The sequence below is a fragment of the Acidobacteriota bacterium genome, from assembly GCA_016703965.1.
GTDB lineage: Bacteria > Acidobacteriota > Blastocatellia > Pyrinomonadales > Pyrinomonadaceae > OLB17.
The window spans coordinates 1720073-1734102 of the sequence record JADJBB010000021.1 but is presented as its reverse complement, the minus strand read 5'-3'; the positions used below and the strand labels follow the sequence as shown (position 1 = coordinate 1734102).

14 protein-coding genes are annotated in these 14030 nt (G+C 52.3%); 12 read left to right on the top strand and 2 right to left on the bottom strand.

The window, feature by feature from the left end; genetic code table 11:
- The first annotated feature begins 53 nt into the window (after positions 1 to 53).
- From IPG22_14775 to IPG22_14750, 6 genes are all read left to right on the top strand, one after another.
- The gene (locus tag IPG22_14775) at positions 54 to 2726 is read left to right on the top strand and encodes a S8 family serine peptidase (GenBank protein ID MBK6589552.1); all 2673 of its coding nucleotides are present in this window, start codon (positions 54 to 56) and stop codon (positions 2724 to 2726) included.
- Positions 2727 to 2784: 58 nt separating this feature from the next.
- Positions 2785 to 3588 carry a segregation/condensation protein A gene (locus IPG22_14770; GenBank protein MBK6589551.1) on the top strand — a complete coding sequence of 268 codons (804 nt, stop codon included), beginning with the start codon at positions 2785 to 2787 and terminating at the stop codon, positions 3586 to 3588.
- Between the two features lie 136 nt (positions 3589 to 3724).
- Positions 3725 to 4288 carry an SMC-Scp complex subunit ScpB gene (scpB, locus tag IPG22_14765; GenBank protein ID MBK6589550.1) on the top strand — a complete coding sequence of 188 codons (564 nt, stop codon included), beginning with the start codon at positions 3725 to 3727 and terminating at the stop codon, positions 4286 to 4288.
- A 5-nt stretch (positions 4289 to 4293) separates the two neighbouring features.
- Positions 4294 to 4842, top strand: coding sequence for a hypothetical protein (locus IPG22_14760; protein ID MBK6589549.1), 549 nt, complete (start codon positions 4294 to 4296; stop codon positions 4840 to 4842).
- A gap of 13 nt (positions 4843 to 4855) precedes the next feature.
- On the top strand, positions 4856 to 5458 hold the full coding sequence (locus tag IPG22_14755; protein MBK6589548.1) for a hypothetical protein: 603 nt from the start codon (positions 4856 to 4858) through the stop codon (positions 5456 to 5458).
- A 45-nt stretch (positions 5459 to 5503) separates the two neighbouring features.
- Complete coding sequence (locus IPG22_14750; GenBank protein ID MBK6589547.1) at positions 5504 to 6253, top strand: rRNA pseudouridine synthase; 750 nt, start codon at positions 5504 to 5506, stop codon at positions 6251 to 6253.
- Here the strand turns inward: IPG22_14750 and IPG22_14745 are convergent, their stop codons facing one another.
- Positions 6254 to 6688, bottom strand: coding sequence for a CoA-binding protein (locus IPG22_14745; GenBank protein ID MBK6589546.1), 435 nt, complete (start codon positions 6686 to 6688; stop codon positions 6254 to 6256). It abuts the gene before it with no gap.
- Entirely contained in the window at positions 6685 to 7758 is a 1074-nt protein-coding gene (locus tag IPG22_14740) for a hypothetical protein (GenBank protein MBK6589545.1), read from the bottom strand. The genes IPG22_14745 and IPG22_14740 overlap by 4 nt, the downstream gene beginning before the upstream one ends.
- Before the next feature lie 163 nt (positions 7759 to 7921).
- Here IPG22_14740 and IPG22_14735 point away from each other — a divergent pair, with 163 nt between their 5' ends.
- From IPG22_14735 to IPG22_14710, 6 genes are all read left to right on the top strand, one after another.
- A complete protein-coding gene (locus tag IPG22_14735; GenBank protein MBK6589544.1) occupies positions 7922 to 9067 on the top strand; it encodes an acyl-CoA dehydrogenase family protein in 1146 nt (381 codons plus the stop codon).
- Positions 9068 to 9329: 262 nt separating this feature from the next.
- Positions 9330 to 9857: a DUF664 domain-containing protein gene (locus tag IPG22_14730; GenBank protein ID MBK6589543.1), complete on the top strand. Its 528-nt coding sequence runs from the start codon at positions 9330 to 9332 to the stop codon at positions 9855 to 9857.
- Positions 9858 to 10004: 147 nt separating this feature from the next.
- Positions 10005 to 10949 (top strand): methylmalonyl Co-A mutase-associated GTPase MeaB, encoded by a 945-nt coding sequence (meaB, locus tag IPG22_14725; protein ID MBK6589542.1) that lies wholly within the window; start codon positions 10005 to 10007, stop codon positions 10947 to 10949.
- Positions 10950 to 11169: 220 nt separating this feature from the next.
- Positions 11170 to 11568 carry a methylmalonyl-CoA epimerase gene (mce, locus tag IPG22_14720; protein MBK6589541.1) on the top strand — a complete coding sequence of 133 codons (399 nt, stop codon included), beginning with the start codon at positions 11170 to 11172 and terminating at the stop codon, positions 11566 to 11568.
- Between the two features lie 87 nt (positions 11569 to 11655).
- On the top strand, positions 11656 to 13077 hold the full coding sequence (locus tag IPG22_14715) for a peptidylprolyl isomerase (protein ID MBK6589540.1): 1422 nt from the start codon (positions 11656 to 11658) through the stop codon (positions 13075 to 13077).
- 70 nt (positions 13078 to 13147) lie between these two features.
- Positions 13148 to 14020 (top strand): S-methyl-5'-thioadenosine phosphorylase, encoded by an 873-nt coding sequence (locus tag IPG22_14710; GenBank protein MBK6589539.1) that lies wholly within the window; start codon positions 13148 to 13150, stop codon positions 14018 to 14020.
- The last annotated feature ends 10 nt before the right edge of the window (positions 14021 to 14030 follow it).

Sequence of the window (14030 nt, the reverse complement as noted above, 5' to 3'; positions counted from 1 at the left end):
ACGTAGAGCGACGGGTAAATAAACTTGAATTAGCGATTTTTCAGGAGATTTACATGTCAAGATCATTTTCTCGCGGACGAGGTGTTTTATTTGCAGCGGTTTTACTCATTCTGGTCGCGGGATGGGTGATCCTCTCTCCTGTTAGCGAAGCGCGCGTTAATACTAGAGCAACGACGTTTCTTTCAGTTTTCGACATCACCTCCCCCGCGATCCCGACGTTCGGTATTAGTCAGGAAAACAAGATCTCGCCTGATGTTCGTAGAGATACAGCGGAAGGTAAATCAACTCCGATCGTCATTCTGCTCGCGGAACAAGCCGATGTGAGCAAAGCATATTCGATAACTGATCAGGACGAACGCGGTTGGTTCGTTTACCGAACCCTGACCAGCGTGGCCGACCGAACTCAGGCGAGCCTTAGGAATCTCCTCGATAACGACGGGCGAAAATACCAGTCTTACTGGGCGGCGAACATGATAGTGACGACCGCCGACGCCGCCCTTGTTCAAAAAATAGCTGCACGTCCGGATGTTGCTCACATCGATTCGAACCGTCCAACAAGATGGATAGAGGATCCAAATGTAGCTAAATTTGCTACGACAACTTCGCGTCCCGAGACACCCGAAGCGATCGAATGGGGCGTGACCAACGTCAATGCTCCATCGGTCTGGACGATGGGATTCACCGGGCAGGGCATCGTCATCGGCGGGCTCGACACTGGAATTCGCTGGACACACAACGTACTCAAATCAAAATATCGCGGCTGGAACGGAACGACCGCTGACCACAATTACAACTGGCACGACTCGGTACACGCGGGCGGCGGCATCTGTGGTGCGAATACTACGGCACCATGCGACGACGACGGCCATGGTACGCATACAGTCGGAACAATCGTCGGCGATGACGGCTCGGGCAATCAGGTCGGTGTAGCTCCCGGGGCAAAATGGATCGGTTGCCGAAACATGAACGTCGGCGACGGAACGCCGGCAACATATGCGGAGTGCTTCCAATTCATGATCGCCCCGACCGACCTCGCCGGGAACAACCCAAATCCGGCGCTTCGGCCGCACGTCCTGAACAATTCATGGAGCTGCCCGGCAAGCGAAGGCTGTACAACGCGAGCGGAGCTTGAAACCATCGTCAACAATACTCAAGCCGCCGGAATTTTCGTCGCGGTTTCTGCCGGAAATTCCGGGCCGAGTTGTTCGAGTGTAAGCACGCCCGCCGCGATCTATGAAGCATCATTCTCGGTCGGAGCTTTTGATATCAATAATTCCATGGCGAGCTTCAGCAGCCGCGGCCCGAGCACCTATTACACTCCGAATTTACTGAAACCGAATATCTCGGCACCTGGTGTGAACGTCAGATCGGCAACGAATGGCGGCGATACAACATTCGCAAATCTCAGCGGAACCTCGATGGCAGGCCCGCACGTTGCCGGCGTGGTCGCTCTTTTATGGTCAGCCCGTCCGGCGCTCGTCCGTGATATTGCAGCGACAAAAGCTCTGCTCCAAAACACCGCGAATCCATCGGTAAGCGTCGCCGCCCAAACCTGCGGCGGCATTCCATCGACGCAAGTCCCGAATAACTCGTTTGGATACGGACGCATCGACGCCCTAGCCGCCGTTAACGCAGCCGGCGGCCCAACTCCAACTCCAACGCCGACTCCAACTCCAACTCCAACTCCGACGCCGACTCCAACTCCAACTCCGACTCCAACTCCGACTCCGACTCCGACTCCAACCCCGACTCCGACTCCGACTCCGACTCCGACTCCGACTCCGGCGCCGACTCCAACTCCGACGCCGACGCCTACGCCAACTCCAACTCCAACACCGACGCCAACTCCGATGCCAACTCCGACGCCGACGCCGACGCCGACTCCAACGCCGACTCCGACTGCCACTCCGACTCCAAGACCAACTCCAACGCCGACTCCAACGCCGACTCCGACTCCGACTCCGGCGCCGACTCCAACTCCGACGCCTACGCCAACTCCAACTCCAACACCGACGCCAACTCCGTTTCCGACCCCATCTTTCTCGATAAACGATGTTGAAGGGCCGGAGGGGCAAGGTATTGGCCAGACTGAGTTCAATTTCCTGATCACGCGGTCCATTCCGGTCGCTCAGTCCTGGTCGGTGGTCACTTTTTCGACAGCAAATGGTACTGCGATCGCACCCGGCGATTACTCAGCGATCGTAAATGGAACAGTAACGTTTGCTCCTGACGAAACGGTTAAACAAGTGACAGTGCTTGTAAATCCGGATACGACACCGGAAACCGATGAAACGTTCACAATAACTATTTCAAACGTTAGCTTTGGGACGATCGCCCGGGCGACAGGAACGGGCCTCATCCTAAACGATGACGCAGGACTTCCACCCCCGATGGGTATCGAGGGAGATATTGTGGACGGCAATGGCGGCCCCGCGGGCGATGGGTTGATATTAGCTAATGACGTTAGCGTGATCAGGCAGTTTATTCTTGGAACCGCGACACCAGTGACCACGCCGAATCAATTTCAGCGATCCGACGTTAATCTGCCTTGCGGAAATGGCCAGATCGATGCGGGCGATGTCACCATCATTCGTCAAATGATCTTGGGGAATATACCGAATAACACCACGACGTGCGGCCCGACCGTGTCCTCGATCGCTCCGCCGGCCGAAAAAAGCAGCAGTTCGATCTGGATGCAAAATGATGCATCGGCATTTCTGTGGTAACTATCTTCGGCAGGCGTTCCTTTATGTAACGTCCGCTTTACGCTAGAATGCTCTATTCATGGAGCAAACGGTCGAACAGTTCAGTTTTGATTTTCATAACGAAAAGGCCCAGATATTGGGCGGTTCGTCTGAGGATCTGAAGATAAAGCTCGGCGATTTTGCCGGGCCGCTCGACCTGCTTTTGTTTCTGATCAAGCAGGAACAGGCGAATATTTTTGACATCCCGATCGCCCGCATCACGCAGAAATATCTCGAATACATACGGCTGATGAAAAAGCTCGACATCGCCGTCGCCGCTGATTTCCTGGTAATGGCGGCAACCTTGATCGAGATCAAATCGAAGATGCTGCTGCCCCGCGATCCGACGCTTACCGAGGAAGAAGAGTTCGAAGATCCGCGAAAAGAGCTCGTCGACCGGCTGCTCGAATACGAAAAATTCAAATCCGCCGCCGGAATGCTTTACGAACGTTCGACCATCGAACAGGCGATCTTCACCCGCGGTCCGATCGAGTCCGACGACAACAACGCCGAGGTCAACGCCACCGTTTTTGACATCCTGACCGTTTTCCAAAAGATCGTCGCCCGCCACGTGGATGAGATCAAAATGGAGATCGAGCGCGAAGAGATATCGCTCTCGGACATGATCAAAACGTTGAGGGATCGGATTTTCAAAGACGGCGAGATCAATCTGCTCGTGTTTTTCGAGGAGATGCACTCAAAACGAGAGCTTGTGACGGCATTTGTCGCGGTGCTTGAGATCGTGCGGACGGTCGGCGTGAAATTGGTCCAGCGAAAGACCTTTGGCGATATTATCTTGAAGAAAGCGACAGAAACCGCAGAACTTGGCCCGTCGTTCGAGTAATAGCTGATGCACAAGCCCGCGCGTAAGCAAGGGCGAAACATTCAAGTTGGACGATTCGCGCTTGCTCGCGCTCGGGCTTTTGCATCTGGTAAATTGATAATCCTGCCCATCCTGTCTATCCTGTTAAATTCCGCCTATGACCGAAAAGATCGAGGAAATTTCCAAACCTGCACGCACGCCTGCCGAGCTTATGGCTCTCGTCGAGGCGTTGATTTTCGTTGCGGACGAACCCGTGACTTCGAAGCTGCTGGCCGAGGTTTTGGGCGAAGAAAAAGAAAGTATCGACGCGGCGGCCGAGGAATTGGGACGCGAATACGAAGAACGCGGCAGCGGCCTGCAGGTCAGAGCGATCGCCGGCGGCTGGCAGCTCGCGACACGGACGGAATTTCACGAGGAAGTTCGCCAATTCCTGCGCACCCGTCCTTCGGCAAAACTCTCGCTCGCCTCGCTCGAAACGCTCGCCGTCATCGCCTACAAACAGCCCGTGACAGTTCCCGAGATCCTCGAGATCCGCGGCGTCCAGTCAGCATCGGCAATAAAAACCCTCCTCGACAAACGCCTCATCATCGCCAAAGGCCGCAAAGAAGCCGTCGGCCGCCCAATGATGTACGGAACTTCGAAAGAGTTTCTGATGCAGTTCGGATTGAAAGATCTGTCGGAATTGCCGAGCATCGAGGATTTTGAGGATTTGGTGCAATAGGCATAATGTCAGCATCTGAAGCTAGCGAGCAAATTCATTTACGCCAGATTCCGGTGCGGAAGTGGATACTTGGTGGTTTAGTTATAGTGGTAAACTTACTCAATACTACTCTGCTCGTTACGAACCTTTTGCAAACCGGCGCTAATCCAGAGGATCTTAAAAGCATATTTCACTTTATAGTTCTAATGGTTCTGATCTGTGCGTCTATTTGGTTCCATGACAGTATCAAGGCTGTTATCTATCCGGACGTTAACGAAGTGATCATCAACCCTAATGCCCGATTCGTTGACCTTACGCGCTACCAAATCTATGGGAGAAGAACGGATCGATACTTCTTTCACCAAATCGAAAAAATCAAATCTCAGAAGCCTAAACGACGGTTCAAGACGAAATATTTTGCCGAGGTAATCTTGATTAACAGAACAAAGATCTATGTAGCGATACCGATCGGCGACGACAAGCTTGAGGTCACAAGGCTCATTAAGAAACTGAACAAGATCATTCGGTCACCTTCTTCCGTTGCGGGGCCTATGCAAGACTGGAATCTAGGCTAATATTAAATTAACCATGAAACTTCAAATAATAGGCGAAGGCTCCTTCGGAACTTTTCTTCACGAACTGCTCGGCCCGATCTTCGAGATCGACAAATCGGCGGACAGCGTTATTCTCGCTGTTCCTATTTCGGCCTATGACAGCCTCGCGTCCGGCCATCGCGACCGGCATTTGATCAATGTTTGCAGTGTTCAGAAGCCGAGCACCGAGGCAGTTCTGCGATACACGCCGAACGTTACGTCGATCCATCCGCTTTTCGGAGCGAGGACTCCGGCGGAGAAGCGAAATTCAATCCTTACATATGGGGTAGCGAAAGACAGTGCGTTTGCCGACGCAGAACGCGAATTTCTCGATACATTTTCGCAAGTCTCGACCATCAAACGCACCGATCCTAGCGGGGCGGCGTTCACGCCTGATTCACACGATCAACTGATGGCAAAAACGCACGTCGCCGCCGTCGTCGCGGCTCGTCAGATGAAGGTTTTCGTCGACCGTGCTAGCGACATCCCTGACGAGTACATCCCGAACAGCTTTCGCCTGATGCGCGATTTTGTAAACACGCTCGACGACATGCCGCACGGGACGATGGAAAGCATTCTCGCGAACCCGTATTTTTAGACGATTCGCTGAATCACTGCAAATGCTGTACAATCGCAGGTTCGCATGCAGGAAAGATTACAAAAATTAATAGCTCAGGCCGGTATCGCGTCGCGGCGGGCTTCTGAAGAACTTATAAAAGCGGGTGATGTGTCGGTCAATGGCGAGATCGTGACCGAGCTAGGAACCAAAGCCGACCCGGAAAAAGACCACATCAAGGTCCGCGGCAAGCTCATCAACTCCAAGCTCCAAAACCGCGAGAACGTTTACATTCTCGTCAACAAACCCAAAGGCTATCTCTCAAGCGCCGCTGACCCCGAAGGCCGCAAGCTCGTCGTCGACCTCGTCAAAGGCTACGGCCGCCTGCATCCCGTTGGCCGCCTCGATTACAACACGGACGGCCTGATCATCCTGACAAATGACGGCGAATTCACCAATCATGTCGCGAATTCGAAGACGATCCCAAAGGTTTACGAGGTTAAGGTCAAAGGTCTGCCCACGCCCGTCGCTATCAACAAACTCCGCCGCGGCGTGCTGTTAGAGGACGGTTTCAAAACCGCTCCCGCCGAGATCAAAGATCTAAAACCAACCGAAAAAAACGGATGGTACGAGGTCATCCTTTACGAAGGCCACAATCAGCAGATCCGCAAAATGTTCGACTCCGTCGGCCACTCAGTAGTAAAACTTAAACGCGTCGCCATCGGAACCGTTCGCGATCCATACTTAAAACCAGGCATGAGCCGATCTTTGACCAAGGAAGAATACGATATCCTGATGGGCAAGGTAGCTCCGAAGAAGCCCGCGTTTCGTAGATAATCACCGCATCAACGCCCGATGCTCCACCATCAAGCATAGATCTTGCACGACCTTGATCCCGGCTTCAGCAAACCGCTCCGCGACCTCGTCGTTGCGAATGCCGAGCTGGAACCACACTGATTTGGGTTTCTTCGCAAGGATCTCCATTGTGTGTTTCGAGATATCCTCCGACCGACGAAAAACGTTCAGCATATCGATATCGCCCGGCACCTGCGTCAGGTCGCGGTAAACCGTTTTGCCGAGGATCTCGGTCACATCCGGATAATAGACCGGCACCGGAATGATCTCGTAACCCGCGTCAGCCATGTATTTTGCGACATAATGAGCGGGCTGCCCGGCGTGCGACTCGGGCTTGATGCCGAGCACGGCAATAGTTTTTGTTTTCCGAAGGAGATCCGTTATCTCCCCATCGGACGTCAGAATATTGGAATTCATCGTTTAGCCCGCCTCAGCCGCTCCAACCATTGTTGATAATCCGCAGCCAGTTCGGCTACATACTGTAGTACCGTCGCCGATTCTGAAGACTCAATTTTTCGAAAATGGACACCGGTCTCTCGCACCAGATTATTGTAGGAGCTCATAACGCTAACATTTTCGTTCGTTAGCTTCTCAAGCATACCGTCAATCTTGGCAACTGTGGCCAGGATGTCGATAGAGTCCAGCTCTTCTAGCCCGCGTAAAATCGGAAGCAACCGCTCAAGAGCCATTCGTTCCCCTTCCTGCTGGAATCCGAGCAACGCAGATGGCCCCGCGTTTCCCTCGTGCGTTCCATCGGCAAAAATCACCGTACGGACCACTAAAGTCACCCCACCATACATACCATCGAGAGATTCCAGAGCTATTTCAAAATCGTGCGCGCCATTGGGCTCCAAGAGAACCCTGCCTTGTTTGCCAAGTGGAAAGGGATAAAGTAACGCATATCCAGCCTGATGAACGTAACACGAGACTGCAATAACCGGCTTTTTGGACACATTTGTGAGGTGAATCGAAATTTCTCCAAATTTTGGAATCGTTGAGTCAACCGTTGTACGGATTGCATTGGTCCAATTTTCAACGGACAGAGATCCAGCGGGGAGCAGTCCCACTTTGCGGACTCTCGCCGTAATCGGCTCATAACCGTAATCCCTCAGCTCTTTAACCTCGATAGTTTCACCAATCGCCAAGACGTGATCGCATATCTCTTGTTCGTCGGTCTCTGAAGTTTTCGGCTTCATAAGTACCTTGAAATGGATTTTTTCGCCTACTAGGATTGCACGAAAACTAACAGCTTCAGCCATGGGCTTTCCTGGTGAAGGCTGCCATCCCTGAATTCGAGTAACTCTCGGAGACCAGAACCCTGTCGGCTGATCCTTTCGAAGCGGAAATTTGATAATAGGATCTGAGTCTGCCACCTTGATTTCCATGATCAACCCGCTTACCGGTTCCGAACCTTGAGATCTTACGCCGAGGAAAGTCGCTGCCATCAGAATCAGAAAAACGATGGATCTGAACAAAACTGTGGGCATTTTACTCTCCTATAATCTGAAATTTCTGCCGTAAGGTTACGCCGATTTGGATTTCTTATCAAGCTTTTGATGCCGCCCGTTTCAAAGACGTTTCAAACCGCATCAAAAATTTGCGTCCAAATCCCCGATTATGCGAACATAATTGATTGTTATACACACATTTATGAACTTTGAATTATCCGAAGAGCAATTACAAATAAAATACAGCATCCGCGAATTTGCCGAGAGTGAGATAAAGCCGCATGTGATGGAATGGGACGAGGCTCAGCACTTTCCTGAGGAATTGCGGCCGAAGCTGGCTGAGCTTGGGCTGATGGGGATTCTTTTTCCTGAAGAATACGGCGGTGCCGGGATGGGATATGTCGAATACGCGACGATCATCGAGGAACTCGGCCGCGTCTGCGGCAGCGTTGGGTTATCGGTCGCTGCTCATAATTCGCTTTGCTCGAATCACATCTACATGTTCGCGAACGAAGCTCAGAAACAGAAATACCTCGTCCCGCTTGTCACCGGCGAGAGCTTTGGAGCTTGGGGTTTGACGGAATCTCAGGCGGGCTCGGACGCGTCGGGAACGCGAACCTATGCCGTCAAGCAGGACAGTGGCTGGAAGGTCAACGGCTCGAAGAATTTCATCACCCACGCCCTCGCCTGCAACACGCTTGTTGCCGTCGCGGTGACCGACAAAGAGAAAGGAAATCGCGGCATTTCGGCGTTCATATTTGATAAATCGATGGACGGTTTCAAGGGCGATAAGAAGGAGAACAAGGTCGGAATGCGTGCTTCTGAGACGGCGTCGGTCGTGTTTGAGGATTGCTTCGTACCCGAAGAAAACCTGCTCGGCGTCGAGGGCGAGGGGTTTCTGCAGGCGATGCAGATCCTTGACGGCGGCCGCATTTCGATCGCGGCTCTGTCGGTCGGCATCGCTCAGGGTGCGTACGAGGCGGCGGTCAAATACGCCAAGGAACGCCAGCAGTTCGGCAAACCGATCGCGGATTTTCAGGCGATCCAGTTCAAACTCGCGGATATGGCAACCCAGATCGAATGTGCACGTCTGCTGACGCTGCAAGCCGCCGCGACCAAAGACGCGAAAAAGCCGGTCACGCAAAAGTCCGCAATGGCAAAGCTTTACGCCTCAGAAACCGCCGTCCGCGTCGCCGAAGAAGGCGTCCAGATCCACGGCGGCTACGGCTACACAAAAGATTACCCAGCAGAAAAATTCTGGCGCGACTCAAAACTCTGCACCATCGGCGAAGGCACCAGCGAGATCCAGCGGATCGTGATCGCAAAAAATCTCTTGAGATCGCTTTGATTATTCAGACAGGGATGAAGAGGGTAAACAGGATTCAGAAAGTTGCAAACCCTGTCTATCTTCTTCATCTGTTTAACTGTGACACCAACTTATTCAATTATGGAATATTCAGGATGAATAGGATTTAGAACATCTCCTATCCTGTTTATCCTGTCCATCCCTGTTAAAAATAAAACGATTTTTACATGTTTCATGTTGCATTTATGACACAACCTGCTATCATGTCTATCTACATCAAATTCAATTAAGGAGATCTATAACTATGAGTTCAAGTGCAGCAGCGGGTCCGGGACGTCTGGCGACCGCTTTTTTGGCAGAGTTGGATAATGAGGCAAAAACGACACGGGCGTGTCTCGAGCGGGTGCCGCTCGACAAATATCACTGGCAGCCGCATGAAAAATCGATGTCAATGGGCCGCCTGGCCGTCCATTGTGCCGAGATGTTCGGCTGGACCAAGGAAACATTGACGCAGGACGAACTGGATTTTGCGACCGCCGATATGACGCCGTTCGAACCCAAAACTACAGAGGAACTTCTCGCATTCTTCGACAAACACATCGAAAAAGCGAAAGAGATCCTCGGCAGCACGTCCGACGAAACGATGTTCACCGACTGGACCATGCGAAACGGAGAACAGGTCTACATGACCATGCCAAAGGTCGCGGTCATGCGAACCTTCGTCCTCAACCACATCATCCACCACCGCGGCCAACTCTCGGTCTATCTGCGGCTCAACGACATCCCCGTGCCGTCGATCTACGGGCCTTCGGCGGATGAAGGTGCGATGTAAGATCAAGGCAGAGGTTAAAAAAGGGGCGGGCCGTTCAACGGGCTCGTCTTTTTATTTTTGCCGAAAAAGTGCGAAGATTTAGCTCTATTGCGAATGGAAAAATGACCGCCTGCGGCTCATTAAATTTGTCGAAAAGAAGAACGATTAATGCCGGATACAGAATTTCTTGAACGCTTATTTGCCGGTCACCCGCGAACCGTCGCCCGTGCGATCACCAAGGTCGAGGGCGGTACGGACGACGCTGCCGAATTGATGAAAGCCGTCTTTCCACACACCGGAAAGGCGACGGTCATTGGCATTACGGGCTCGCCTGGAGCGGGCAAGTCTTCGCTTGTCGATAAACTGGCTCAGCATTACAAAGACGCGGGAAACCGCGTTGGTATCATCTGCGTCGATCCGTCGAGTCCGTTTTCGGGCGGTGCGATCCTCGGCGACCGTATTCGGATGGCTACGTTGGGCATGCAGGAAGGCGTTTTTATTCGGTCGATGGCAACACGTGGGAATCTTGGCGGACTTTCACGTGCAACGGTCGATGCCGTGGCAATTCTAGATGCAGCGGGTTTTGATAAGGTCATTGTCGAAACCGTCGGCGTCGGCCAGGACGAGGTCGAAATCGTGAAAACGGCTGACGTTTCAGTTGTCGTGCTCGTGCCCGGAATGGGCGATGACATCCAGGCGATCAAGGCAGGGATAATGGAGATCGGCGACGTTTTCGTTATCAACAAAGCCGACCGCGAAGGCGTCCTCCGCACCCAAAAAGAACTCGATGCCCTCCTTTCCCTCGCCCATCGCCCGGATATGTGGATGCCGCCGATCATAAAGACCGTCGCGACCGAAAACAAAGGCCTCGAAGATCTGAGTGCTGCGATCCAGATTTATTTCGAGTTCCAATCCACGAACGAACACGCCGCCGAACGCCGCACCGCTATCGCCAAATGGCGACTGAACGAACTCGTCCGCGAACGTCTGCTGTTCGACTTAATGTCTCAAACAGGCGCCCGCGAGATGATCGATGACCTCGCTAAACAGGTCGCCTCGAAAGAGACCGATCCGTATTCGGCCGTGAACAAGATCCTTGACAAATCCAAATAATTGTGCCACACTTGCAACGTTTTTGCGTTGCCGCAATTTGGTATTTGACATGTGAAATTATTTTTCTAAAAACTTGCGGCAATACTGTTTAGTGCGGCCGTAAGTATCATTCTTATCAATATTTACCTGTCCACAGATGTTTGTGGACAAGCCGCGGACAGCTCGCGGACAGCTCGCGGACATGTAGTGGACAACAAAAAGAAGTTATAGGTGTAAATAAATGAAAATCAATCACTTAGGCATCGCAACAAAAGGAATCGACGAAGCTCTCAGGTTTTGGAGCGACGCTCTCGGACTCGAAAACGTGCACACGGAGATCGTCGAGGATCAAAAGGTGAGGGTTGCGATGCTGCCGATCGGCGAGAGCCGCATCGAGTTGCTTGAACCGACATCCGAGGATTCGCCGATCAGCAAGTTTTTGGAGAAACGGGGCGGCGGCATTCACCACATCGCGGTCGAGGTCGATGACATCGAAGTTTCTCTGGCGAAACTGAGATCGGAGGGCATGCGGCTGATCGACGAAACTCCTCGGATCGGAGCAGAGGGCTGCCTCGTGGCATTCGTTCACCCTTCGTCGGCAAATGGAGTTCTGCTAGAACTGGTTCAAACGATCGAATAATACCTTGTTAATTAGTGAATATCGCGTTTAGTTTGTTATCATAGCCGTTTGCTATTTAGAGATTTCGTGTAAGTGAGGACTTGGGCATTGAGCAATTTAACTAAAGGAATTATTTTGATCGTCGCAATTTTGGCGGTCGGTGCGGGGCTAGTCGTTTGGAAGAACAAGGTTGGCGGCCATGTGTCGGCCGGATCTTTTAATTCGATCACCAAAGCTGAGATCGAGATGCTGCTCGCTGACGTAGCGAAAAGTAATCCGGCGATCCTTAAGCGTCTGAACGAAGATCCCGAGATGAAGAAAACTCAGCTCGAGAATCTCAAGCAATTGCTCGCTTTCGCCAGTCAGGCAAAGAAAGAAGGCCTTGCCGAGGACGCAAACAGCAAACAGGAGCTCGACAACATCAGATCTGAGATCCTTGCGGTGAATTACGACCGTGAGGTCAACAAGGACAAAGGCCCGATGCCCGCATTCGGATTTATCTCCGAAGATCAGGTCAAGGCATATTGGGACGATCAGGCTCCCGTTGCCGGCCGCACGCACGAACAGGAATTTAACGATTTTCTCAATGCAAAGATCGAGGTTCTGAAAAAGGGCAATCCTGAAATGAACCGCGAGATCACCGAGGAAGAAAAGACCCAGGCTCGTGATGTATTCGCTAAAATGCGTATCTACAAGGCCGAGTATGAAAAGAAAGCTGAAGCGGGTGAACTTCCGAAGGAATTCGTCGATAAGGCAAATCTTCAGGTTAAATTACAGCAGGCTCAATTCCTGGCTCGTCTCTACTCCGAAAAGATCGCTGACCAGATGAAGGTCACTGATGAAGAAATAGCGAAATACATTACCGATCATCCAGAGATCGACCCTGTCCAAAAACGAGCTAAGGCTCAGGGCCTTTTGGATCGGGCAAAAGCGGGCGAAGACTTTGCCTCTCTTGCAAATGAATTTACCGAAGATCCAGGCAATAAAGGCCCCGACGGCAAAGGCCAGGGCGGAATTTACAAAGACACGCCGAAAGGTCGCATGGTCGCTCCTTTTGAAGCCGCCGCTTTAGCACTCGAGGCAGGACAGGTTTCCCCGGAACTCGTCGAGACCGATTTCGGATTTCACATCATCAAGCTGGAGCGTAAGCTCGGAAAATCCGGCGATTCGAAAGAAGAAACCTACGACGTACGTCACATCCTGATCTCGACCGCAGTGAAAGACCCGACAAATCCAATGGGACGTGACACTCCGGTCAAGGAATTCGCGAAAGCGAAGCTTGAGGAAGAAAAAGAAAAGAAATTGCTCGAAGAGATCGTAGCGTCGAACAACATTCAGGTGCCGGCCGATTTTGACGTTCCGCAACCGACGGCTGAACAGCTTCAGCAAATGCAGCAGCAGCGTCAGCAGCAAATGCAAATGCCGCCAGGAGCAGACGGACCGGAAGGCGGCCCGGCAGGCGGACCTCCGAAACCAGGCAAACCGGAACCGAAAAAACCGGAGCCAAAGCCGGAGCCGAAGAACAAATAATGCAGAATAAGAGGGGCGATTTTAACGATCGTCCTTCTTAATTTGAGAGAACTGTAAACTGGAAACATAAATGGAAAACGTAAACATTGGAATTATCGGCGGCAGCGGACTGTACCAGATGCCGGAGCTTGAGAATGTACGTGAGATCGAGATGGACACGCCGTTTGGTAAACCGTCTGACGCGTTCATAGTAGGCGAATTGGACGGCGTGACCGTCGCGTTCCTTCCGCGTCATGCTCGCGGTCACAAATTTACGCCCAGCGAACTGCCGTATCGAGCGAACATCTACGCGATGAAGATGCTCGGGGTTGATTACATCCTTTCCGTTTCGGCAGTCGGCAGCCTGCAGGAACAGTACGCTCCGACTGACTTTGTGATCCCCGACCAGTTTTTTGATCGCACGCGGGCACGTGCTCACGAATCGACTTTCTTTGGCGAAGGCATCGTTGGCCACGTCACGTTCGCTCATCCGGTTTGTAACGAGCTTGGCGATATTCTCGAAGCCTCGTGCAACAGCGTTGGCGTCAAAACGCACCGCGGCGGAACATACATCTGTATGGAAGGCCCCGCGTTCTCGACCAAGGCCGAATCCAACGTCTATCGCCAGTGGGGAATGGACGTCATAGGAATGACCAACCTGCAGGAGGCGAAGCTCGCCCGCGAAGCTGAGATCGCTTACGCCACCATGGCTCTCGTCACCGATTACGACTGCTGGTATGACGGTCACGACGACGTTACGGTCGACATGGTCATCGCATACTTAAACAAGAATGTGCGAAACGCCCAGCTAGTACTCAAAGATGCCGTGAAACGTGTCGCCACTAAAACGACCCCGAATCAGTACGAAGGAGCAACTAAGAACGCCATCTTCACCGCCCCGGAACACTGGCCGGCTGAAACAGCGAAAAAGCTCGAGGCGATCATTGGTAAATACGGAAAATAAGTGGTGTTGC